General features: G+C 37.9%; 29 protein-coding genes. 22 read left to right on the top strand and 7 right to left on the bottom strand.

What is annotated here, in order from left to right:
• Window positions 1–53 precede the first annotated feature (53 nt).
• The 3 genes from lepB to rpsD all read right to left on the bottom strand — a co-directional run bounded on the left by lepB (window position 54) and on the right by rpsD (window position 1971).
• Entirely contained in the window at window positions 54–590 is a 537-nt protein-coding gene (lepB, locus tag IGL42_RS11940; protein ID WP_002385230.1) for a signal peptidase I, read from the bottom strand.
• A 61-nt stretch (window positions 591–651) separates the two neighbouring features.
• Complete coding sequence (locus IGL42_RS11935) at window positions 652–1200, bottom strand: biotin transporter BioY (protein WP_002354975.1); 549 nt, start codon at window positions 1198–1200, stop codon at window positions 652–654.
• Window positions 1201–1359: 159 nt separating this feature from the next.
• Window positions 1360–1971 (bottom strand): 30S ribosomal protein S4, encoded by a 612-nt coding sequence (rpsD, locus tag IGL42_RS11930; RefSeq protein WP_002365342.1) that lies wholly within the window; start codon window positions 1969–1971, stop codon window positions 1360–1362.
• A gap of 323 nt (window positions 1972–2294) precedes the next feature.
• Here rpsD and IGL42_RS11925 point away from each other — a divergent pair, with 323 nt between their 5' ends.
• The 3 genes from IGL42_RS11925 to IGL42_RS11915 all read left to right on the top strand — a co-directional run bounded on the left by IGL42_RS11925 (window position 2295) and on the right by IGL42_RS11915 (window position 4609).
• Window positions 2295–3098 carry a formate/nitrite transporter family protein gene (locus tag IGL42_RS11925; protein WP_002365340.1) on the top strand — a complete coding sequence of 268 codons (804 nt, stop codon included), beginning with the start codon at window positions 2295–2297 and terminating at the stop codon, window positions 3096–3098.
• A gap of 71 nt (window positions 3099–3169) precedes the next feature.
• On the top strand, window positions 3170–3823 hold the full coding sequence (locus IGL42_RS11920; RefSeq protein WP_010710891.1) for a DNA alkylation repair protein: 654 nt from the start codon (window positions 3170–3172) through the stop codon (window positions 3821–3823).
• Window positions 3824–3832: 9 nt separating this feature from the next.
• Window positions 3833–4609: a Cof-type HAD-IIB family hydrolase gene (locus IGL42_RS11915; protein WP_010710892.1), complete on the top strand. Its 777-nt coding sequence runs from the start codon at window positions 3833–3835 to the stop codon at window positions 4607–4609.
• 44 nt (window positions 4610–4653) lie between these two features.
• Here the strand turns inward: IGL42_RS11915 and def are convergent, their stop codons facing one another.
• On the bottom strand, window positions 4654–5217 hold the full coding sequence (def, locus tag IGL42_RS11910) for a peptide deformylase (protein ID WP_002354981.1): 564 nt from the start codon (window positions 5215–5217) through the stop codon (window positions 4654–4656).
• A gap of 279 nt (window positions 5218–5496) precedes the next feature.
• Between def and rpsO the strand changes: the two genes are divergently transcribed.
• The 8 genes from rpsO to IGL42_RS11870 all read left to right on the top strand — a co-directional run bounded on the left by rpsO (window position 5497) and on the right by IGL42_RS11870 (window position 12945).
• Window positions 5497–5766 carry a 30S ribosomal protein S15 gene (gene rpsO, locus IGL42_RS11905; protein ID WP_002354983.1) on the top strand — a complete coding sequence of 90 codons (270 nt, stop codon included), beginning with the start codon at window positions 5497–5499 and terminating at the stop codon, window positions 5764–5766.
• A 186-nt stretch (window positions 5767–5952) separates the two neighbouring features.
• The gene (pnp, locus tag IGL42_RS11900; RefSeq protein ID WP_002354984.1) at window positions 5953–8067 is read left to right on the top strand and encodes a polyribonucleotide nucleotidyltransferase; all 2115 of its coding nucleotides are present in this window, start codon (window positions 5953–5955) and stop codon (window positions 8065–8067) included.
• Window positions 8068–8248: 181 nt separating this feature from the next.
• Entirely contained in the window at window positions 8249–9109 is an 861-nt protein-coding gene (gene mreC / locus IGL42_RS11895; protein WP_010710893.1) for a rod shape-determining protein MreC, read from the top strand.
• Entirely contained in the window at window positions 9106–9615 is a 510-nt protein-coding gene (mreD, locus tag IGL42_RS11890) for a rod shape-determining protein MreD (protein WP_002354987.1), read from the top strand. The genes mreC and mreD overlap by 4 nt, the downstream gene beginning before the upstream one ends.
• 331 nt (window positions 9616–9946) lie before the next feature.
• Complete coding sequence (locus tag IGL42_RS11885) at window positions 9947–11368, top strand: CHAP domain-containing protein (RefSeq protein ID WP_002394023.1); 1422 nt, start codon at window positions 9947–9949, stop codon at window positions 11366–11368.
• Between the two features lie 177 nt (window positions 11369–11545).
• Window positions 11546–12115 (top strand): TetR/AcrR family transcriptional regulator, encoded by a 570-nt coding sequence (locus IGL42_RS11880; protein WP_002354991.1) that lies wholly within the window; start codon window positions 11546–11548, stop codon window positions 12113–12115.
• Window positions 12116–12155: 40 nt separating this feature from the next.
• Window positions 12156–12626, top strand: a complete 471-nt coding sequence (locus IGL42_RS11875; protein WP_002365336.1) for a low molecular weight protein-tyrosine-phosphatase — start codon at window positions 12156–12158, stop codon at window positions 12624–12626.
• Between the two features lie 88 nt (window positions 12627–12714).
• Window positions 12715–12945 (top strand): hypothetical protein, encoded by a 231-nt coding sequence (locus IGL42_RS11870; protein ID WP_002383277.1) that lies wholly within the window; start codon window positions 12715–12717, stop codon window positions 12943–12945.
• A gap of 47 nt (window positions 12946–12992) precedes the next feature.
• Here IGL42_RS11870 and IGL42_RS11865 read toward each other — a convergent pair whose 3' ends face one another.
• On the bottom strand, window positions 12993–13727 hold the full coding sequence (locus IGL42_RS11865; RefSeq protein WP_002354994.1) for a class A sortase: 735 nt from the start codon (window positions 13725–13727) through the stop codon (window positions 12993–12995).
• A 233-nt stretch (window positions 13728–13960) separates the two neighbouring features.
• Between IGL42_RS11865 and IGL42_RS11860 the strand changes: the two genes are divergently transcribed.
• From IGL42_RS11860 to thiT, 3 genes are all read left to right on the top strand, one after another.
• On the top strand, window positions 13961–14746 hold the full coding sequence (locus tag IGL42_RS11860; protein WP_002354996.1) for a hypothetical protein: 786 nt from the start codon (window positions 13961–13963) through the stop codon (window positions 14744–14746).
• Window positions 14747–14822: 76 nt separating this feature from the next.
• Entirely contained in the window at window positions 14823–15476 is a 654-nt protein-coding gene (locus IGL42_RS11855) for a PepSY domain-containing protein (RefSeq protein WP_002385242.1), read from the top strand.
• A gap of 162 nt (window positions 15477–15638) precedes the next feature.
• Entirely contained in the window at window positions 15639–16214 is a 576-nt protein-coding gene (gene thiT / locus IGL42_RS11850) for an energy-coupled thiamine transporter ThiT (protein WP_002354998.1), read from the top strand.
• 119 nt (window positions 16215–16333) lie between these two features.
• On the opposite strand, the gene IGL42_RS11845 is transcribed toward thiT, so the two are convergent.
• On the bottom strand, window positions 16334–16696 hold the full coding sequence (locus IGL42_RS11845) for a hypothetical protein (protein ID WP_002354999.1): 363 nt from the start codon (window positions 16694–16696) through the stop codon (window positions 16334–16336).
• Between the two features lie 216 nt (window positions 16697–16912).
• Here IGL42_RS11845 and IGL42_RS11840 point away from each other — a divergent pair, with 216 nt between their 5' ends.
• Together IGL42_RS11840 and IGL42_RS11835 are read left to right on the top strand one after the other, a co-directional pair.
• A complete protein-coding gene (locus IGL42_RS11840) occupies window positions 16913–17689 on the top strand; it encodes a peptidase C39 family protein (RefSeq protein WP_002355000.1) in 777 nt (258 codons plus the stop codon).
• A gap of 76 nt (window positions 17690–17765) precedes the next feature.
• On the top strand, window positions 17766–18317 hold the full coding sequence (locus tag IGL42_RS11835; RefSeq protein ID WP_010710894.1) for a DNA-3-methyladenine glycosylase I: 552 nt from the start codon (window positions 17766–17768) through the stop codon (window positions 18315–18317).
• Between the two features lie 68 nt (window positions 18318–18385).
• Here the strand turns inward: IGL42_RS11835 and IGL42_RS11830 are convergent, their stop codons facing one another.
• Entirely contained in the window at window positions 18386–19138 is a 753-nt protein-coding gene (locus tag IGL42_RS11830) for a MurR/RpiR family transcriptional regulator (protein WP_002365331.1), read from the bottom strand.
• A 144-nt stretch (window positions 19139–19282) separates the two neighbouring features.
• Here IGL42_RS11830 and IGL42_RS11825 point away from each other — a divergent pair, with 144 nt between their 5' ends.
• From IGL42_RS11825 to nagA, 6 genes are all read left to right on the top strand, one after another.
• Window positions 19283–20098: a carbohydrate deacetylase gene (locus IGL42_RS11825; protein ID WP_002386284.1), complete on the top strand. Its 816-nt coding sequence runs from the start codon at window positions 19283–19285 to the stop codon at window positions 20096–20098.
• A gap of 86 nt (window positions 20099–20184) precedes the next feature.
• The gene (locus tag IGL42_RS11820) at window positions 20185–21279 is read left to right on the top strand and encodes an acyltransferase family protein (protein WP_010710896.1); all 1095 of its coding nucleotides are present in this window, start codon (window positions 20185–20187) and stop codon (window positions 21277–21279) included.
• A gap of 146 nt (window positions 21280–21425) precedes the next feature.
• Window positions 21426–21659: a hypothetical protein gene (locus IGL42_RS11815; protein WP_243155943.1), complete on the top strand. Its 234-nt coding sequence runs from the start codon at window positions 21426–21428 to the stop codon at window positions 21657–21659.
• A complete protein-coding gene (locus tag IGL42_RS11810) occupies window positions 21656–21862 on the top strand; it encodes a hypothetical protein (protein ID WP_243155942.1) in 207 nt (68 codons plus the stop codon). The genes IGL42_RS11815 and IGL42_RS11810 overlap by 4 nt, the downstream gene beginning before the upstream one ends.
• Window positions 21863–21888: 26 nt before the next feature.
• Window positions 21889–22365: a PTS N-acetylgalactosamine transporter subunit IIB gene (agaV, locus tag IGL42_RS11805; protein WP_002355007.1), complete on the top strand. Its 477-nt coding sequence runs from the start codon at window positions 21889–21891 to the stop codon at window positions 22363–22365.
• A 45-nt stretch (window positions 22366–22410) separates the two neighbouring features.
• A complete protein-coding gene (gene nagA / locus IGL42_RS11800; protein WP_002386286.1) occupies window positions 22411–23562 on the top strand; it encodes an N-acetylglucosamine-6-phosphate deacetylase in 1152 nt (383 codons plus the stop codon).
• Window positions 23563–23564 lie beyond the last annotated feature (2 nt).

The raw sequence follows: 23564 nt of genomic DNA, 5'->3' as shown, positions 1-23564 counted from the left end.
AAAATAGTAAACCGCCCTCAAAAAGTCTAACTTTTTGGGGGCGGTTTACTATTTTATGGAAAGCCAATTTTATCTAATGGATAATAACGAAAAGTCAAAACACCTTCCACGCTCGCTTGTTTAACAAAGCCAAAGTAACGACTGTCATCTGAGCGCGGGCGATTATCCCCCAAGACAAAATACATGCCTTCTGGAACGGTCAGGGATTGGGTGGCTTCTAAGGTCTCTAGCGTAAAATCTTGGGTATAATTTTCATTTTTAGAGACATTTCGTTTAGCACTTGCTAAGTAATCTTCACTGAGTGATACACCATTAATATAAAGGGTATCATCGCGATACTCGACTGTTTCGCCAGGTAAACCAATTAAACGTTTGGCTACTCGTTGGCCGTTGCGAGGACTAGGGAAAGCGATAATATCAAAGCGCTGAGGCTTTTTAATCGAGGTCACCCATAAACGGTCGTTGTTATGAAGTGTTGGTTCCATTGAAGAGCCGTTCACCGCAGCAGGGGAGAAAACATAGTGTCGAATTAGCAAGACAGCGACGACTAACAAAACCAACTGAACCAATCGTTTTAATAATGAGGACATGGACTTCACTCCTTTGTCCTTTTAGTGTACTACAGACAAGGAAAAGAAAAAAGTTTTCCCCTTAAGAAAGGTGTGCTAAAAAACGTTTCATAAAGCGTTGGCGAATTAAAATACCAACATAAGCAGCTGCGACAGCCTTGATGATACCAGGAATAATAAACGGAGCAAACCCGCCAGCGAAAGCGTTTGGCCACGGCAGATTTGCGGAATATTTCAACCAAATCATGCCGAAAACTAAGGTAACTAAGGCGCCGGCAATATTTGCGATAATGGCCCAAGTATAGTTAAAGGTTGTTTTTTCTAAAATATAACCAGTTAATAAGCCGTTGAAGATAAAGCCGATTAAATAGCCGCCAGTTGGTCCAAATAGTACACCGAACCCGCTAGACATCCCCGCATAAACGGGTAAACCAATTAATCCTAATAAGAAGTAAATTAAAATAGCGTAGGTCCCTGTTCGTTTGCCCAAAACGGTAGCGGTTAAGCCGATGGCGAACGTTTGTCCAGTCAAGGGGACAATACCCAATGGAATTGTAAATTGTGAAAGTACAGCAATAATCACAGCGAATTCTGCTGCTAAAATTAAAGAGCGTAACGATGCTTTATTCATAAGAAGCCTCACTTTCTATTGTTAACCAATTATTTTTGTTTGGTTAACAATAGTTTAGCGGAAGTAAACAATTTTGTAAAGAGGGCAAAGAAAAAAACCTTGCCAAGAAAGGCAAGGTTTTGAAAGAAGGTAAGAACCGCAGTTCGACCTTTTGAAATCTTAAAGTTTTTGGTTGTAGTATTCAACGACAAGTGCTTCGTCGATTTCTGGGTAAAGTTCATCACGTTCTGGTAAACGAGTGAAGCTACCTTCTAATTTTTCAGTGTCAAAGCTTACGAATGCTGGACGTCCAACAGTTGCTTCAACCGCTTCTTTAATTGTTGAGATGTTTTGAGATTTTTCACGAACACCGATCACTTGACCAACTTCAACGTGGTATGATGGAATATCAACACGTTTGCCGTCTACAGTGATGTGGCCATGGTTAACTAATTGACGTGCTTGACGACGAGTAGTTGCAAGACCTAAACGGTAAACAACGTTATCTAAGCGTTGTTCTAGTAAAACCATGAAGTTAACACCGTGTTTACCTTCTTTGATTTTGCTTGCTTTAATGAACAACGTACGGAATTGACGTTCGTTCATGCCATACATATGACGTAATTTTTGTTTTTCAGTTAATTGCATTCCGTATTCAGAAACTTTACCACGGCTGTTAGGTCCGTGTTGTCCTGGTTTGTAAGGGCGACGAGCTAGTTCTTTACCAGTACCTGATAAAGAGATACCTAGACGACGAGATACTTTCCATGATGGTCCAGTATAACGAGACATTAAAAATTCCTCCAATAAATAAATGTTTTTTTGGAGTAAAATAATTAGATGAAAAATTCATATTCGTTCAGTTCATTCTTCAACCTTCGCCTTTGCAGCCGCGGTTACGCAGTTGAACCAAGTTTGGCAATGAACTGTTGACGAGTTATTATTCTTCTGCTGCAATTATTTTACACAAAATCTAGTATACTTAATAGGATAGGAAACGTCAAGGTTTTAAAGTGAAATATGAAAAAAAGGTAGACAAAAACACTTTTCCTCATTAGAATAAGGAGAGATGTTTTGAAAATATAAGTTGAAAACGGAATGAAAGGGAGTTTACAATGAAGTCTGGTTCACCATTGTTTGAACAAATTGATAAATCCATCGACAAGAAAGTGAATTTATTCTCAAATAGCTTTTCCCGCTACGCTGTTCGTGCAATGCTTGCTTGTCTATTTTTAACGTTGGGAACAGCCGTTGCTTTTGCGATCGCAATTAAAGGAGAAGGAATTTCTCATGGTTTAGGGAAAATGCTTTACGCCTTCATGTTCAGTTGGTCACTTGTGATGATTTTATATATGAATGCCGAACTTGGTACCTCGAATATGTTGTACATGACTGTTGGGGTCTATCGTAAAAAAGTTAACTTTTCCTTAGCTGCAAAAATTTTATTTACCTGTATCTTATTCAATTTAATTGGTGGTGTCTTATTTGGTTTCTTGGTATCACTTACGGTGCCGTTCCAAGATTTACCAAAAGATAGTTTCTTCTTTACATCGATTGCTGGAAAATTAGAAAAAACCACCCTACAGATTTTAGTTGAAGCTATGTTCGCCAATATTGTAGTTAATACAGCCGTATTAGTGAGTATGCGAATGAAAGATGACGCCGGCAAAGTCGCGGCCATTATTTTCATTATCTTTATCTTTGCGTTCCTTGGTTTTGAACACGTGATTGCCAACTTCCCAGCCTTCAGTTTAGCTTACTTTGCTTCGAACGGCGCAATTGAAGCTTTCACAGCTGGTAATGTTGTTCATAATCTGTTCTGGGCCTTTATCGGTAACTTTATCGGTGGTGGCTTAATTATGGGTCTCGGCTATGCCTGGTTAGATAAAGACAACAAAAACTTAACGTATTTTGATTAATTGACCAACCAACTATACTAAAACATGGTACACTGTTTTAGTATAGTTTTTTTATTATAAGGAGCGAAGGAATGGACACACTTCAATTTCAGAAGAACCCAGAAAAAGCAGCAAAAATGTCTGCTTATATGAAACACCAATTTGTTTTTGCAGGCATCCCCGCCCCAGAACGTCAAGCGTTAAGTAAACAACTTTTAAAAGAAAGTCATACGTGGCCAAAGGAAAAATTATGCCAAGAGATTGAGGCTTATTATCAAAAAACAGAACGAGAATATCAGTATGTCGCTATTGATTTAGCCCTTCAAAATGTTCGGAGATTTTCATTAGAAGAGGTCGTAGCGTTTAAAGCCTATGTTCCACAAAAAGCGTGGTGGGACAGTGTGGATGCTTGGCGAAAATTTTTTGGGTCGTGGGTGGCGTTGCATCTGACTGAATTGCCAACGATTTTTGCCCTTTTTTATGGCGCTGAAAATTTCTGGAATCGGCGTGTTGCGCTGAATTTACAGTTGATGTTGAAAGAAAAGACCAATCAGGACCTGTTGAAAAAGGCGATTATTTATGATAGAACTACAGAGGAGTTCTTCATTCAAAAAGCGATTGGCTGGTCATTACGCCAATATAGTAAAACGAATCCGCAATGGGTCGAGGAATTGATGAAAGAATTAGTGTTGAGTCCTTTAGCACAACGAGAAGGCAGTAAATATTTAGCGAAAGCGAGCGAATAAGGAGAAATGATGGAAAGAAAACTTTTTGCATTTGATATTGATGGGACGTTGTTAAATTCGGAGAAGAAAGCATTGGATAGCACGAGAGAAGCGCTAGCAAAATTGCGGGAGCAAGGACACTTAGTTACGCTGGCAACTGGCAGAAGTCGTTATATGGCGCAAGAGGTGATTTGGGATTTAGATTTTACCAATTACGTATTATGTAATGGCGCCGCGGCTTTTGTGGATCATGAGCAATATTATCAAAATTTGTTGCACGCTGAAGCGTTGGAACGTTTGGCACAAGACAGTGATCAACGCGGCTTAGGATTTGCTTGTGTGGGCTTAGATGATATTAAGAAGAGCAACCAGCACCGTGCTGAAAAAATGGAAATTGCGATGAACTCTTTTCATTTTCATTCACCTGCTTATGATGAACACTTTTATCGTCAAAATGATATTTACCAAGCGCTAGCTTTTTATGACGCAGAAGATCAGTGTACGTTTGAAGAAGAATACCCAGAATTTCGCTTTATTCGCTGGCATCAACATAGCGTAGATGTTGTGCCTAAAGATGGCTCAAAATCAGCTACGTTAACGTATTTAGCTAAACGTATGGGCATTGATGCAAAAAATATCATTGCCTTTGGGGACGGCGAAAATGACCGAGAAATGTTAAGCCATGCAGGGATTGGCGTCGCAATGGGCAACGCGAGTCCTTCCATTCAAAAAGTGGCCACGATGGTCACAGATACAAATGATAATGATGGGATTTGGAAAGCCTTAAAAGAAATGAAGGCCATTTAAAAAAACTGGGCCGTTTGTCTGAAAACAAACGGCCCAGTTTTTTTTTATTCGATGACTAAAACGCCCTCTTTTAAAGCAAATGGATTTTCTTTGTTAATATGATCGTAGAACATAATGCCATTAATATGATCAATTTCATGTTGAACCACAATCGCTTCGTAGTTTTTTAAACGAACTTTGTGTTTTTCGCCAGCCATGTCAAAATAACTGACGGTAATTTTGTTATGGCGAACGACATACCCAGGTACATCCCGATCGACAGATAAACAGCCTTCCCCTTCACCTAAACATACATCTTGCACAGAATGGCTCAAAATTTTAGGGTTGTACATCACCGTACTTAATGAAGGCGTTTCGTTTTCTGGGTCGTTGCTAGGAACATGGACAGCAATAATTCGTTTAGAAATGTCTAATTGTGGTGCAGCTAAACCAACGCCACCACGTAATTGTAATTCTTCAGCTTTGACTGGATCTTGACTATTTTTTAAGAAAGTCAACATGTCTTCGCCTAATTGTCGGTCTTCCTCAGTGATAGGGACAGGCACTTCTTCTGCCACAGCACGAAGTGTGGGATTCCCTTCACGAATAATATCTTTCATTGTAATCATTCAATGGTTCCTCCTTTGAAACATAAAAAAATTCTTCTTTTATTTATTCATGCGCTGAAATAATCAGTTGTTTACCACCATTTAGTGTATCACAAAATCACCAAAAAAGGGGCTAGATTGTTTAAAAAAACTATCGAATAATAGAGATTAAGCTTGCATTTTAGCGGTGTTTCCTGTAAAGTAAGCTTGTGTGGAAACACACCATCTATCACTTGGTTTAGCGAATCACCAACGCTTCACTCAGTGATCAGACGAATAATAGAGAAAGAGGTGGAACAAATGGCAATTTCACAAGAAAGAAAAAACGAAATCATTAAAGAATACGCACGTCATGAAGGAGATACTGGTTCTCCAGAAGTACAAATTGCTGTCTTAACTGAAGACATTAACCAATTGAACGAACATGCGCGTACACACAAAAAAGATCACCATTCTTACCGTGGTTTAATGAAAAAAATCGGTCACCGTCGTAACTTGTTAGCTTACTTACGTAAAACTGACATCCAACGTTACCGCGAATTGATCCAACGTTTAGGATTACGTCGTTAATCATTACGTATAAAGCGAGGTTCAATCAGAATCTCGCTTTTTATCTTATTGTCACTATTGAAGGTCCTCTTTGGAAAGTTTTTAGGAACTACTAACCAAATGAAAGAGCAGCAACGACTTGTTACTTTTTCATTTGTTTAGTAGCCGTCTGACTTTTCCAAAGAGCAAGAGTAAAGGAGAAGAATTATGACAGAAAAACAAGTCTTTAAAACAACTTGGGGCGGCCGCCCACTAGAAGTAGAAATCGGCCAATTAGCCAAACAAGCCAATGGGGCTGTCTTGGTACGCTACGGCGATACAGTCGTTTTAAGTGCTGCTGTTGCCTCTAAAGAAGCAAAAGATGTAGACTTTTTCCCATTAACTGTAAACTATGAAGAAAAAATGTATGCGGTAGGAAAAATTCCTGGCGGCTTCATTAAACGTGAAGGTCGTCCAAGTGAACGTGCGACATTAACCGCTCGTTTAATCGACCGTCCTATTCGTCCAATGTTCTCAGAAGGCTTCCGTAACGAAGTCCAAATTACGAACATCGTTATGAGTGTGGAGCAAGACTGTACACCAGAAATGGCTGCAATGTTTGGGTCTTCCTTAGCGTTAGCAATTTCAGATATTCCGTTTGATGGACCAATTGCTGGTGTTGACGTTGGCCGTATTAATGGCGAATATGTTTTAAATCCAACGGTAGAACAAGCGGAACAAACAGATATTGAATTAACTGTTGCTGGAACAAAAGAAGCCATCAATATGGTTGAAAGTGGTGCCAAAGAAGTATCAGAAGAAGATATGTTAGGTGCCTTACTTTTCGGTTTTGATGCCATTAAAGAACTAGTGGCGTTCCAAGAAGAAATCGTTGCCGCTGTAGGTAAACCAAAAATGGACGTGGACTTATTACAAGTGGACGCTGATCTTAAAAAAGAAATTTTTGATGCGTACTACAATACAATGAAAACAGCCGTAATGACGGAAGAAAAATTAGCACGTGAAGTTGAAATTGACAAAGTAAAAGATACAGTCAAAGAAGTTTACGCTGAAAAATTTGCGGAACACGAAGAAGAAGCGCAATTACTAAAAGAAGTGAAACAAATTGCGGAAGATCTTGAAAAAGATGTCGTACGTGAGTTAATCACGATCGATAAGATTCGCCCGGATGGCCGTAAATTAGACGAAATTCGTCATTTATCATCAGAAGTAAGTATTTTACCACGTGTGCATGGTTCTGGCTTATTTACTCGGGGTCAAACACAAGCTTTATCCGTTTGTACATTAGCGCCTTTAGGGGAACATCAAATTATCGATGGGTTGGGTGTCCAAGATAGCAAACGTTTCATCCATCATTATAACTTCCCACAATTCTCTGTTGGTTCAACAGGACGCGCGGGCTCACCAGGTCGTCGTGAAATCGGTCACGGTGCGTTAGGTGAACGTGCCTTAGCACAAATTATTCCATCAGAAGAAGACTTCCCTTACACAATCCGCTTAGTAGCAGAAGTGTTAGAATCAAATGGTTCTTCTTCACAAGCAAGTATTTGCGCGGGAACATTAGCATTAATGGATGCGGGTGTGCCAATTAAAGCGCCAGTTGCAGGTATTGCAATGGGTCTTGTTAGTGATGGCGAAAACTATACAATCTTAACAGATATTCAAGGTTTAGAAGACCACCTTGGCGATATGGACTTTAAAGTAGCGGGAACGAAAGACGGAATCACTGCTTTACAAATGGACATCAAAATCCAAGGAATTACAGAACAAATTTTAACGGAAGCATTAGACCAAGCGAAGAAAGCACGGATGGAAATTCTAGAAGAATTAACAACAACGATTGCTGCTCCTCGTGAAGAATTAAGTCAATATGCACCGAAAATTGAAATGATTCAAATTAAACCAGCGAAAATTAAAGATGTCATTGGTAAAGGTGGCGAAACAATCAACAGCATTATTGATGAAACCGGCGTTAAGATTGATATCGATCAAGACGGTAACGTAAGTATTGCTTCATCAGATGCTGAAATGATTAAAAAAGCCATCAAGATTATTGAAGAATTAACCAAAGAAGTTGAAGTCGGTCAAGTTTACTTAGCAAAAGTTGTCCGCATTGAAAAATTTGGTGCGTTTGTTAACCTAATTAAAGGCAAAGATGGCTTGATCCATATTTCTCAATTAGCAAACGAACGTGTGAACAACGTTGAAGATGTCGTGAAATTAGGCGACGAAGTCCTTGTCAAAGTAACTGAAATTGACAAACAAGGCCGTGTCAACGTGTCAAGAAAAGCATTATTAAACGAAGAAAACAAAGAAAAATAATTTCTTTTTAAACCAACGAAAACCAAGGAAGCTTCCTTTCTTTTCGTTGGTTTTTTCGTTGAAAACAAGCCCTAAAAAAGAAATGATAAAAAAAGCTAAAGACGATCGCCAACTCTTTTGTTTATAGTCAATTAGTGGTAAAATTAATACTATCAGTCTGAAGAATATCTGGGGTGTCTTTGTGAAAAAATTTAATCCAAATAAAAATATAATCATTACCTTAATTTTAGTCATTATTTTAGTAACCATTATTAGTTTAACTGCTGCGCAACGTTCTGAAAAAGGCAAAACCAATGTCGTTCAAGGTGGCGTCAATAATAGCGTTAGTATGGTGGATCGTGTGATTTCTTTTCCAGCTCGTGTGGTGGAAAACGGCTTGTCTTCAATGGGCAATTTAATTAACACGTTTAAAGAAAACGAACGTCTAAAAGAAAAAATTGATAGCTATAATGAATTAGCTGTCCAAAACAATAACTATAAACGCGAAATTGATAGTTTAAAACAAGAATTGAATCTGAACGAAACGTTGGCCAACTATGAAAAAGTAACTGCGAATGTCATTACGCGTTCGCCTGATACTTGGCAAGACTTATTAATTATCGATAAAGGAACCAATGACGGCATTGAATCGGGCATGGCGGTCATGGCGCAAAAAGGGTTAGTGGGGCGTGTTATTGAAGTCAATGCAACGACTGCAAAAGTGGAACTACTAACGTCTAAAAATGTTAACTCGAACCATTTCCCTGTGCGAGTAACTTCCGCAAATGGCGAATCATTTGGTTTACTTAAAAATTACGACAATAAGACGAATGCATTAATTGTGTCACAATTAACTGGCGATGCCACTCTGAAAGAAGGCGATGTCGTTCAGACTTCTGGCTTAGGTGGTAATTCCCCAGCCGATTTAGCGGTAGGGACAGTTATTAAAGTGAAACCAGATAGTTTTGGTTTAGATCGTGAAGTGTATGTGAAACCTTATGCGGATGTCTATGGGATCTCCGTTGTGACGGTCGTGAAAAGATCGGCAGGGGAAAGCGAATGATTCGGAAAGAGTATTTAAAATACGTCACGCCTATTCTCTTGTTTTTCTTAATGTTAATTGATGCTCATTTAACAAAGTCTTTTGAAACGTGGACAAGTAATGTTTACTTCGCCAGTTCACATCTGTTATTACTTGCGTTTATGTTTGCCGTTCCTAATTTTTCTAAACGTTATTTATTAATTACTTCGTTAATTTTAGGCTTTATTTGCGATAGCTACTACATTGGCATTATCGGGATTTATACAGTCGCACTGACGCTTTCGGTTATGTTGATGTATACATTTAAAGAAGTAATTCAAACAAATTTACTAACTGGTTTTTTTGGGATCGTTATTTTTACCACGTTGTATGAACTGATTGCGGTACTGATTCAAGTGGCCTTTCATTTAGCGGATGTCAGCCCGATTTTATTTATTACGCGTGTGTTGGGCCCTACATTGCTATTGAACATGGTGTGGTATGTTATTTTATCTTATCCGCTGAAAAAACTGTTTTCCGTAAAATAAAAATTGAAAATTTTGTTCGTTTGCGAAAAATGCTCAGTTGTTAGCATTTTTCGCTTTTTTTATTTTCTTTAAATAACAAAACGATGAGAAGCTTACCCTGGAGACTTGAAGAAAGTTGTGAAAAAAGGGAAGCTTTTTTTTGTCATTTACAAGAAGAAAATTGAAATATTACTGTAACATCCATATTATCTCAGTGACATACAGCTATGCTACAATTGCTCTATCGTTGAAAAAGAGAAATTTATTCAAATTTTAATAAATAATAAAAAAGCTTAACAAAAAAGGATTTTCGGAGGACAACAGATTGAAGAAAAGTGTATTATCGGCTCTAATGGTATGTTCCATTACCTTAACAAGCGTAGCGTTACCATCCGCAGCATTTGCAGATGAATACGATACAAAGATTCAACAACAAGATCAAAAAATTAATGCGTTAACTAGCCAAATGTCAGATGCAGAAGCAAAAGTTGCCGCGATTGAAAATGATATGGTTGAAACGGCCAAACAAATCGATACATTAACAGCTAAAAAGAACAAGCTATCATCAGAAGTATCTAAATTATATAGTGAAATTTCTGATTTGAATGTCCGTATTCAAAAACGTGAAGTACAAATGACAAAACAAGCACGCGATGTCCAAGTGAATGGTCAAAGTGATTCAATTATTGATGCTGTCTTAGATGCAGATTCAGTAGCAGATGCAATTGGTCGCGTTCAAGCGGTCTCAACAATGATGAGCGCCAACAATGAATTACTAGAACAACAAAAAGAAGACAAAGCGACTGTTGAAAAGAAAACAAAGAATGTTGAAAAACAAATTGCTGAATTAGAAGCAGCAACAAAAGAACTAAATGACAAAACAGAATCATTAAAAACATTGAAGATTCAACAAGAAGTGGCTAAAAATGATTTAGAAGCGCAACGTTCTGAAGAACAAGGGAAAAAAGACGGCTTCATTAAACAGAAAAAAGAAGCGGAAAAACGTTTAGCAGAAGAACAAGCACGCCAACGTGCAGCTGCTAAAAAAGCAGAAGAACAAGCGGCAGCGCAAGCACAAGCCGCAGCACAAAAAGCGGCAGCAGAGCAAGCGCAAGCAACAAAAGCAGCCAATGAGGCAGCAGCATCAGCCGCTGAAGAAAAAGCCGCAACACCAGCAGTAGAATCATCAACAACTACTGAAAGTACCACAACGCAAGAAACAACAACTTCAAGTACTGAAACAGAAAGTGTTGTAACAACACCTGTGGCAGCAGCACCTGAAAAAGAAAAAGAAGTTCCTGTAACTAACCCAACGACTCCTGAAAAAGGTAATGAAGCAAAACCAGGGAATGGTGGCGTGACTTCAGGAAAACAAGCCGCAATTAATGCAGCTTTAGCAGATGTTGGTAATTCTTATGCAACAGGTTGGAATCAACCAGGTGAATGTTTAGTATCTGTTCGTCGCTGGTTAGCGGCAGGCGGTATTAACTTCGGTTATGGTGGTCCAAACAGTGGCTATGTTGCTTCTGGCGCAACACAAGTTAGCTGGAGTAACGTGCAACCAGGCGATGTTGTTCAATATGAAAGTGCCTATAGTCCAGATAGCTGGATTGGTGGCGTGCATACTGTCTTAGTTACAGGTGTAAGTGGTGGAAGTGTCCAAATCGTTGAAGCGAACAACCCAGGAGGTTCTGGTTATGTTTCTTCTAACTCTAACTGGTCACCAGCACCACCAGCAGGATTCCGCGCTGTTGTATGGCGTTTTCCAGGCTAAATAGTCATCTATTAATAATTGATAACAAGGAGTGGTAACTAACAAAAATCGTTAGTTGCCGCTTTTTTTATTCATTTAATTTTAAATATATGCATAAAATGTATCTGAAAATATTGTAATCTGGCCGTTTTTTTGCAATTATAGAGGTATATACATATTAGGAGCGGAGGAATCAGCATGAGCGGAACGCACGATACAAAACAAGCAATCGCTTCAGCTTTAATAGAATTATGTGAACAAAAGGATTTTCGTAAAATAAGTGTCCAAGATATTACCAAAAAAGTGGGCTTGAATCGCCAAACATTTTATTATCACTTTACAGATAAATATGATTTATTACGTTGGATTTATCGTCACGATGCATTGATTTACTTAGAAACAGATATTTGTTTGGAAAACTGGGAGGAACAAGCCCTGAAGTTATTAAAAGCGATTAAAGAGAAGAGTCATTTTTACTATACAACGGTGACCTCAGATTCAGAAGTTCTTCTTAATGTTTTTTCCGCTTCGACCAATCGCTTATTTATTTCATTATTTGAACAAGTCGATGTTGAGAACCATTTAACAGATAAAGACAAACAATTTTATGCGAATTTCTTTTCCTATGGATGTAGCGGCGTCTTAACGAAATGGATTCTTGAGGAATATCCTCAGACTCCTTTGGAAATGGCGACGCAATTATTCCGTTTAGCGAAAGATACAGAATTTATGGCTTATCATTTGTATGAACAAGAAGCCAATGAGTAATGTGTGAAGGATAAAAAGTTTTATGAAGGAGTGAAACGTTGTGGTAACTGTGTTATTTGTTTGTTTAGGCAATATTTGTCGCTCGCCAATGGCAGAAGCGATTTTTCGTCAGAAAGTCCAACAAGCTGGTTTAGAATCGACTATTCAAGTATTTTCAGCAGCTACTAGTCACTGGGAAGTTGGCAGTCAGCCACATAAGGGAACCAGAAAAATTTTGGAGCAACAAGGAATTTCCTATCAAGGAATGCGGGCGACACAAATCCAGCCAAGTGATTTTAAAAAATATGACTATATCATTGGGATGGATGCGAATAATGTGGCAGATCTAAAAGCATTAGCTCCTCAAGAAGAGCAACGGCGGATTCATTTATTTATGGAAGTTGTGGTTGGTAAAGAAACCATGGACGTACCTGATCCTTATTATACTGGTGATTTTGAGGAAACTTACCGCTTAGTGGAAGCAGGTACCTCAGAATGGTTGAAAAAAATAAAAGCACAGCTGAAAGATTAGGACTATAGTCCGATAGTACTTTCTGTTTCCCCTTGGTACAATAGTGTTAACAAATTGTTCAGGGAAAAAGAGACAGGAGGGAAGTAAGATGAACAGTAGTTATTTATCCTATGTTTTTGAATTGAGTTTGTATTATTTATTGTTGATAATGAGTCTGCCGCTAGTGTATGCTGTCACGTATCATTTATCTTTTAGTAGTATGTATACAAGTGAATGGTTAATGATCTCTGTTTTCTTATCTCCGTTAGTTTTATTATTTGCAGGTATTCGTTATGGTTTTGCTCGTTTGAAACAGCAAGAACGTCAAGCGATGAAATAAAGCAAAAAATCCTTGAAAAGTGTCAAAACTTTTCAAGGATTTTTTTATTAAGCCACCCAATCGGCTAAGGTTTTTTGCTCCAATTGGAAAGCCTTTAACATATCGTCGTTGGCGTCTTTAATAGGCGTCGTTGCTGCTAATGTTCCTTGAACAGCAATTCGCGTCGTTGCTTGTAAATCGCCACAGGTAATTAAGGTAATCATATTTTGACCAGGAACGTCATCAATTAACTCAACACGGGTTGGTTCGATTTTTTCTACAGAAGTTATTTTGTATGTATAAACAGTAGATAAATCAGTGATATAAATGAGTTCGTCTTTTTTGGTTCTTTCTAAAGGTGAAAATAAGGAAACGCCATCTTCCGTTCGATGACTAGCCAAGGCATAATTGTTTTTCCCCATGACTTGATCTTCTTTCATGGTCCCGGCACCAGTTAATAAAGCGACATTTGACAATCCTTTAAAAATGGGCAAATTAATTTCGACACTTGGTATCGCAATGGCACCAATCACAGGTAAGTTTTTGTTTTCAAATTGGGCTTTCATCACCGCTTCTGTGCTCAAGGACTCAACTGAATCAAAGTCAAACGTTGTTTCACGAGCCATATTTTTCTTCACATCGGCTGGTTTCAACTTGCTAACGGCGTACGAGCGGCTATTTTGTTGAACCACCCAACTGCGTATCTGATTGTTAAAAATTAAGGCCAAGCCAATGATAAATAGTAAAACTAATAAACTGTTGATTAACCAATTTTTTCCTCTTTTTTTCTCTTTTGGGCGCATATTCTCCCTCCTTTTAATGTATCAAGTTTACCACAATTTATTTGAAAAACCTATTTATTTTCTTTGGGGAATAGGTAAGCTGGCCGGACCTTAATTTAATAAAAAACAACTGAGCCGATTGATTTTTCAAAAAAATCCTCATTTTGTAATGGAATTTTAAAGTAAAAGAAACAAGCTTTTCTTTTGAAAATATTGTAAAATGGTAAGGAGGCTAGTAGAGGGGAGATGGGAATTTGCTTGATTTAATTTATGTACATATAGATGTAACCAGCAACGCGGTTTTATCTAAAGGAATTACCCATTCCGATTTTGTTCGTTCAATTGTGCATCATCCACAGAACTTACTATTATTAGATCCTTCTGCCGAAGCTGGCGAATACGATATGCATTCAGGCTTGAAAATTATTCGTGGAGAAGAAAGCGTCAATCGCTATTTTCAATCGCTACAACGTCGTTGGATGACTGAAGAGATTAAATGGATTGACTTTTCCGATGTGACGATGCTAAAAGAGCTAACGCCATTAGAAATTTCGGAACTTCTTTATTTTGGACACATGAAGAATAGTTTGCATTCGCCTTTCTTTTATAAGCTACAAAATGATTTTGTCTTTTTTGAATTTGCAGATCAGATGACGCGTGTCTATTATCGTTATATTGATGAATTTTATCGAATCTTTGCTGATAAAATTACACGTGTTGTTTTAGAGAAAGTGAACCAGAAAAAGGCCTTCTTTAAACGAAATACACCTGTCGAAAAATTAAGTCCTGAATTACTTAAAAATATGAAAGGTATCTTGCAAGAAGGTGTTATTTTTTGCTTCCAACAAACGGAAGTGGATAAAGAAGAATATCGGATTCCTATTTACTTAGTGGAAGATTCACTTAGCAAGATGAAAAATACCTCTTACCAAAAAGAAGAAATTTTGGCAACGCTTGTCTATAATAGTGAAAAACGCATTTGGCACATTGAACAAGAGAATGATTTCGGTGAAATTTTTATGTTGGCCCATGAAGGCTGAGAGAGCTCTAACTTTATCAACTAAAGTAGGGCTTTTTTTGTAGCTATGATTTGGATGAGAAATCAAGTATAATAAAATGATAAAAAGGAAAGAAGGTTGTTTAATGAAAAAAATACTCTATGGCTCTATGACTGGCTTGGCACTCTTTTTGGTAGCTGGCTGTACATCCAAAACACCCACAGCTGTTTCATCAACAAATGAACAAAAAGAAACAGTAATATCAACTACTGAAACAAGTTCATCCGTACAACAAGAAGCAACGACGACATCAGAGAAGACAAGTGCGGTAGCTGTCTCTTTAGAAAAAGTAACGACAGCATTTGAGAAAAAATATCCAGAAGCTAAAATAACAAGTCTGCAGTTAGATACAGATTTTGGACGTTATTTTTATGAAATAGAAGGCGTGGATCAGCAAAAAGAATATCAAGTTGAAGTGAACGCAGAAACAGGCGAATTCACAAAAGAAAAAGTTGAAACCTTGGATGCCGATGAACAAAATGGCGTTAAAATGCAAGAAGAGGCACTTGATTTAACAAATATCATTTCCAGAGAACAAGCCACAACCTTGGCTGAAAAAGAAGCGAAAGTCGGCCAGGCAACAGATTGGAAGTTAGAGAAAGAATTAGGAATCACCTATTGGGAAGTGAAAGTGAAAGAGGGCCAACAAAAAATAGAGGTAAAAATTGATGCTCATTCTGGTAAAATTTTGACAACTGAGCGGGACGATTAATGGATAAAAAGTAGCTGGCATGCGTTTGAGTAGGAGTTGATTCCCTTAAATGCTGATCAGCTATTTTTTTGCTTGTTCGACAAACGTGTTTTTCTAAAGTCCCTATGGTAAAATAACGATGTATTAGTGGTTGAGAGCGTCAGAACATAGGAGGAAATTTGTTTGGCTAGAAAAATGGATTTACGTATTTGGGTAGAAGGAACAGTCGTCGCAGCAATGGCAATGGCCCTCTCTTTTTTACCGATTGAATTTGCCAATAGTGGCTTGGACCTATCGTTGGGAATGGTCCCATTAGTTCTTTATTCGTTTCGTCGTGGGTTGCTTCCTGGAGTTGCAGCAGGCTTTGTTTGGGGCATGTTAAATATTATTCTCGGTACAGCCATGAAAAATTTCTTGTCCGTTCCACAGATTATTTTTGAATATCCCTTTGCTTTTGCGTTTGGAGGAATGGGTGGCGTATTCGCTAGAAAAATTCAACTGTATTTTCAAGCGAATCGTTTAAAATCAGCCATTCGTACGATTATTTTAGGAAGTGTTGTCGCAGTCTTCGCCCGCTGGTTTTGGCATTTTTGGGCGGGTGTATTGGTTTGGGGCATGTATGCACCAGAAGGAATGAGCCCATATCTCTATTCCTTTGTTCTAAACGGTACAAGTACCGTCGTCAATTGTTTGTATGTAAGTCTAGTTCTAGGCTTATTGGCAAAAGTAGCACCGCAATTATTTGTTCCTAAGAAATAAGTTGAGTCCTAAGTCAGAAGTTTCATGGGATTTTGACTAAAGTCATAAATAAAAGAAACCACCAACCTGCAATCGCCAGGGTTGGTGGTTTCCATTTATTTTATAAAGACTTCAATATTCTAGTGAATTTGACGTTGGTGACGATTGGCTAACGTGCTGACTTTCATGACAGAAGCAACAGGAATCATGCGCAACTGTTGTTCATCCGTTTGTAAACGAACAACGATATTGTCCGAAATATTTTTTGAGACAATCCAGCCGATCACCGTTTCGAATTTATGCGCTGTAGGGACTTCTTTCAATTGTAAGACCACTAAGGATTTTTGGGCGGCAGCGACTTGGAGCTCTTGTAAAAGCGCACTGCGTTCCTTTTCTTTATTCTTTTGATCTTGAGAATCTTCTAAAAATGCCGAAAAGAAATGTTGGGAAGAGAGCGTAATCAGTTTAGAAATGCTCTTGATGGTAGCTTTATGTTGATCCATTCTTCTGCCTCCTTTACGAATAAAATAGAATAAAACTCAAATGACTAATTACCTGTATTTTACCTAATTTTGTGATAAAATTCAAGAAAATATGTTCGCCTTCAATAATTATGAGAATTTACCAACGTTTCTGTTTTTCGAAAAAGAAAGTAGTATAATGTGTGAGCATATAAGAAATACATAAGATTATCGGATGTAGTCAATAGATAGAAAAGGATGAATAGTATGTCAAAAAAACCATCAGGTTACCAAAAAAAAGTTCTCACGGTGTTGTTGGTATCGTTTGGCTTTGGCGGGTTGTTAGCGCAGTTTTCGCCGATGAAATCAGGTGGGTTTTCAAGTTGGTTTGATGATTCATATGTCAAAGCTAGTGCTGAATCAAGTAAAACAAAAGAACCAGCACCAGTTAAAATTGAGAAAAAAGTCAAACCTTTAAGCTATGGACAACAGGTCAATCAAGAAATTGAAAAGAAGCAATATAATGGACATCTGGATTTGCCGTTAGAATTGCAGACAGATGCTAAATGGAAAGACACCGCATACGGATTTGGCAATGTGGATAAGCCGAATACAATCGAAATTAATGGCTGTGCGATTGTGTCGCTTGCAATGGTTGGTTCATACATGGATCACCAAGAAGTTACCCCTCTGGATGTGTTAGCTTGGGCAAAAAATGACTTCTTTATGGAAGGACAAGGGACGGCGTGGTCTATTTTTAGTGCATATGCTGAAATGAAAGGCTATAACTGTCAAGAAATTGGGGATATTGAAACAGTGGCAGCTTTCTTGAAGGAAGGTCATCCAGTCATTATTTCTGTAAAACCGGGCTATTTCACTACAACTGGTCACATTATGGTGATGAGTGGTGTGGATGAAAAAGGCGATTTCTGGATTAATGATCCAAACGATTCAGAAGAAAAGGGCCATTCAAAACGGACATTTACAGCCGAAGAAGTGATGAATGAAGCGTTAAACTTCTGGGCATTTTATTAGGAATAAGAAAAGGTGTGGAACAACAGGCAGTACCCTTTGTTCGCATCTTTTTTAGCAAATAAAAGGAGGCAGGACAATGGAGCGATGTACTTGGGCAACGAATACAACTGAAGAGATGCAAGCCTATCATGATGATGAATGGGGACGTCCAGTTCATGAAGAGCAACAGTTATTTGAGTTATTGACCTTGGAAAGTATGCAAGCGGGCTTAAGCTGGGCGATTATTTTGAATAAACGAGAAACGCTCAGAGCAGCTTATGATGCGTTTGATTATCGGAAAATTGCGCAATATGATGAGAAAAAAATTTTAGCTTTACTAGCAAATCCTGGTGTGATTCGTCATCGTTTAAAAATTCAAGCGACCATTACGAATGCGCAAGTTTTTCAAGAAATTCAGGCAGAATTTGGCTCCTTTGATCGCTACCTCTGGAACTTTGTCGATCAGCAACCAATCGTTAATCACTGGCAGCACCCAGAAGAGGTTCCAGCCTCCACGGAATTATCGCAACAGATTAGTCGAGCGTTAAAAAAACGAGGATTTAAATTTTTAGGTGCCACGACAGTCTATTCCTTTTTACAGGCGGCGGGATTGGTGAATGATCATTTAGAAACGTGTCAGTATAAATAAGTATAGAAGAATTAAAAAGGAAGGAACTAGCAAAACGAATGGCTAGTTCCTTCCTTTTTTTGCAGTGATTATGGACACTCATTTAACATCGTTGAAACAGTTTTCGCCAACTTTTCTATTAAGAATAGTGCAGGTAGTTGGGACGTTACGTCTGCAATGGAACTTTTCTCGGTTGTTATATAGTAGGGGATCGTGACTGTTGAAAGTTGAGCAATCGTGCTTTTTTCACTATTTGTAATAGCAATTACATCAATCCCCATTTCGATAAAATAATCAATATTTTGCCGAACTTTTTGTGTTTCACCCGAAACTGATAAGGCGATAACGCCCACTTTTTTAGCCGTTTCTTCGGATAATTTGCTAACGGGATGGGAAAAAAGGTGGGATACAGAAGCAGATAAATTGTAGATACTGGAAAAATAAATTTCACCAAATTCAGCTAGGACTTTGGACGTTCCTTCGCCAATAAAAAGAACAAATTCTTTTTTTGCCAGTAATTCCGCAGCTTGAACAATCCGTCCTTCTAATAATTCTTCTGATGAGCGTTGCAAAAAATGAATCAGCATTGTTTCATCTAAAGATTTTGGTTGGGCTGTTTTTTTTCGTTCGCTTAGATAATTCTTCAATTTAAATTTAAAATCTGTATAGCCTTCACACTCGAATTTTTGACAAAAACGCCAGATTGCCGTTTTACTGAAATGAATTTCATCTGCTAATTCTCGAATTGTCATATAAGGAACTTTTTCAATATTGTGGCTAATATACTTGTAAATCTCTAATTCTGTTGGATTTAATTGTGGATCATAGGTTAAAAACAGCATGCTGATCCCTCCTGTCATTTGTGAACGTAATGTCCTTTTTTAGGGACATGGTCTTATTTGTAGATTATAGCACTCAATCAGAAAACTAGCTATAAAAAAAGGCGCTACTTAGCTACAATCAATTAGAGAAACAACTAAAAATTCATGAAACAGAAGAGAGAGTGGGGAAAAATGAGCAATAAAAAATTAATTATCAACGCTGATGATTTTGGTTACACGCCAGCGGTAACGCAAGGAATCATTGAAGCACACAAACGTGGCGTGGTTACTTCAACAACTGCATTACCAACTTCTCCTTATTTTTTAGAGGCCATGGAGAGTGCTCGAATCAGTGCACCGACTTTAGCTATCGGTGTCCATTTAACATTGACATTGAACCAAGCAAAACCTATTTTACCTCGAGAAATGGTTCCTTCCTTAGTAGATGAAGCTGGTTATTTTTGGCATCAATCGATTTTTGAAGAAAAAGTCAATTTAGAAGAGGTTTATAACGAATGGGATGCTCAAATTATTTCATTTATGAAAAGTGGTAGACGCCCTGATCATATTGATTCTCATCATAACGTTCATGGAAAAAATGAAAAGTTATTAGGTGTGGCTTTGGCACTTGCTCGCAAATATCAATTACCTTTACGTAACGCTTCAAGAAGTATTGAAACAAAAGACTATTTAGAGTTATATCAGGATGTTCGCACGCCAGATGAAATGTTGTACCAATTTTATGACAAGGCGATTTCAACTGAAACCATCTTGCAATTGCTTGATATGGTTGTTTGTAGTGAAGGAGAGGTCTTTGAAATCAATTGTCATCCTGCGTTTATCGATACTATTTTACAAAAGCAATCAGGGTATTGTATGCCTCGAATTCGTGAAGTGGAAATATTAACGTCCCAAGAAGTCAAAGAAGCGATTGAAGAACGCGGCATCTTGTTAGCCAATTATGAATCGCTAGCAATGTAAATCAAAGAAGCGTGAATAGCGTGTGAGTAAGTTCTTAATCCGAGCGCTTACTTACACGCTAAATTATTGAAAGAAAGAGGACGTACATGAGTAAAGAACAACCAATAAATCTGAATATCAGCGATTTTTTAAAAGTTTTCGCTGTAGCATCAGTTATTTTACAAACGGTTTTATCATATGTGTTGACACATTCTCCGCAAACGGAAGCAATGAATTCAATCGGTAGTTTTTACCGAATGTCTAAATATTCGGCACCCATGTTTATTTTTGCAATTATTTACAACATGGTGTTAAAGAGTCAAGCTGAATCGTATCTTGAATTTTTAAAGGAAAAATTTTATGAATTAGTGCTTCCTTATGTGGTCTGGTCCAGTCTCTATCTATACGCTTTTCCTAGTTTACAACAACGAATGCCCTATGAAACGCCCCTAGGATTTCTAGGAAAAGTTCTCAGTGGTGATGGCGCGGCACATCTATGGTATGCCGTAATGATGTTGCAATTCCAATTATTTATGCCGTATTTTATTTGGTTGGCAACCAGAATTACAAAAAACAAAAAAGTGATTTTACCAATTGTCTTTTTTACAATCGGTGCGCATATCCTTTGGTGCTTCTGGTACCAGAAAATGATTTTTCCATATGCAGAAACTTCTCTTTGGTACTTAATAGATCGTTCAGGGCTTAGTTATCTCATTTATGGTATTTTCGGGGTCATCGCAGCGAAGTATCAGGGGGGAATTTTTACTTTCTTGAAAAAGACGAGAGTGGTGCTATTTCTGTTGTTTCTTTTTATTTTTTGGCAGGCAGTCCAAGGGAATTTATTTGATGGAACACAGATGACACCGAACGATCTACCTTATTTGGATCTTCTTCAAAGTGCCTATAGTTTACTGATTATCGGGTTGGTTTTTTATTTGGGAACGCAAGGAATAGCCAAAAAGATTCGTCTTTTACCAATGGTTAAATGGATAGCCACTTATGCGTATCGCAGTTATTTAGCGAATGTTTTTATTTTTCAAGTGGTCTTGAAACTGGTCCACCCGTTTTTAACCAATCAACCAGTCAGCTTGGTTATTCTTGTGTTGTATATGGGTACATTTGTTGGCTCATTTGGGTTAACGGTTGTAATCGAGCATTTTTTCAAAAGCATCTTTAAGTTGGGACGCCTTGTATCTGTATAGGGACATGTTCTTAAATAGAAATCATCGTCCAAAATCATGGGAAAGCATACTCAATTGTTACAAGAATTGTTACACTCTTTGAGGAATAAGTTCTGCTTATCCAATTAAATAGTAAGCTCAGTAAATAGTTAGGGGAGAAAGAATAAATGATAGGTCTTATTTTAACGGGACATGGGGTATTTTCAACTGGAATGCATCAATCAGTTAGTATGATTGCAGGAGAGCAAGCAAATGTTCAGGCGGTCCCTTTTTTCAATGATACAGGGCTTGATGTATTAGAGTCAAACATTCGTAAAGCCGTTGACTCTATGCTGGAGACGTGTCCAGCAGTGGTCATTTTAACTGATCTTTTAGGGGTACACCGTTTAGAATTTCAATGACTGTCGCAAGTAATTATCAAAATGTTGAAGTGTTAGCAGGAACAAATTTACCGATGGTTCTTGAAGGGCTTGCATTACGCACAATCAGCACGAACGTAGAAGATTTTGTTTCAATGGTCACAGATTCAGCCAGAGATGGGATTGTTCATAAAAAACTAGAACAACCACAAGCAAATACTCAAGAAGAAGCAGACGGAATCTAACCAATTAGAAAAGAGGAGGAAGCACTATGCCGAATATTTTATTAACAAGAATTGATAATCGCTTGATTCATGGTCAAGTCGCAACACAATGGAACGGTTCTTTAGGCGCCAACTTAATTTTAGTCGCAAATGATGCAATTTCTGAGGATACAATGCGCCAACAATTGTTAAACATGGCGGCCCCTGCAGAAGTACAAACCCGTTTTTTTTCCATTAAGAAAACGATTGAGGTCATTCATAAAGCCTCAGAAAGACAAAAGATTTTTCTGTTAGTTGATAATCCTGTTGATGCATTGCGCTTGGTAGAAGGTGGTGTGCCAATCGAAAAATTAAACATTGGTAATATGCATATGGAAGAAGGCAAAAAACAAGTAGCTACCGCTGTTGCCGTTAATAAAACAGATGTAGACGCCTTTAAAAAGCTACAAGAATTAGGTGTTAAACTTTCGATTCAACGTGTACCGTCAACGCCAGAAGAAAGTTTAGATGCATTATTTTCATAAAAAAGTTATGTTGGACAATAATTTTGAAGAGAAGAAGTGGGAAGAATGATTATTCAAAGTAAAAACGTATGGATTAACGAACAATTTCAACCAGCTCAAGTTGAAGTGTCAGAACAACGAATTGTTGCAATTCTACCGTACAATGAAAAAGCTGTCGATAAAGAATACGGAGAAAAGCGCATTCTTCCAGGATTTATTGATATTCATGATCATGGTTGGCATGGTGGGGATGCCAATCATGCCAATCATGAATTTATCAAAGAGTGGCAAGCTTACCTTCCAGAAGAAGGGATTACAGCTTTTTTACCAACAACGTCAACAACATTTCCAAAAGACTTGGAACATTCATTTGAAGTGATTGGTTCATTTATTGAGGAAGACCAAGGAACCAACGGTGCACAAATCTTAGGGATTCATGCGGAAGGACCAATGATTTCTGAAGAATTTCGTGGCTCTCATAATCCAGAGTTATTAGTAAAACCATCCGTTGAGACATTTAAAAAATGGCAAGAGTTGGCAAAAGGGCATATAAAATTAATGACATTGGCACCAGAAAATGATGTAGAGAATGCCTTGACTACATATTGTCATGAACATGATGTAGTCATTTCAATTGGCCATACGGCTGCAACCTATGAACAAGCAATGGCAGCTGTCGAAGCAGGTGCAAAAAGTTTTACCCATACGTTTAATGGAATGGAAGATATCAGTCACCGGAAACCAACCGCAGTAGTTGCTGCTTTGGATAGTGAGGAAACGTTTGCTGAAATTATTGCTGATGGGGTACATGTTGATTATTCATTAGTACGTGTGTTAGCCAAACTAAAAGGCAAGGACTATTTAATTGCTGTGACAGATTCTATCTGGGCCAAAGGGTGTCAACCAGGCGTTTATCCAAAACCAGAAAAAGGGATCGAAATGGTTATTGATGAACAAAATGTGGTCCGTTTAGCCAATGGCAAGTTAGCTGGAAGTACGAACCATTTAAATAATATGGTTCGCAACCTTGTTGAAAAAGCATTACTTCCAGAAGTGATTGCTATTAATTCAGTCACGAAAAATCCAGCTCGTTTGTTGAATGTGAACGAATCTATGGGAGAAATCAAACTAGGGCTTTTAGGTAATTTTACAATTATTGATGAGAAATACGAAGTGCTAGAAACCTTAGTAAATGGTGAAACAGTTTATAAAAAGTAGAC

It is taken from the genome of Enterococcus sp. DIV0712 (assembly GCF_050554855.1).
Classification (GTDB): Bacteria; Bacillota; Bacilli; order Lactobacillales; family Enterococcaceae; genus Enterococcus; species Enterococcus faecalis.
Note: the sequence above shows the minus strand (reverse complement) of the source record. Positions and strands in the feature narration are given on the sequence as shown.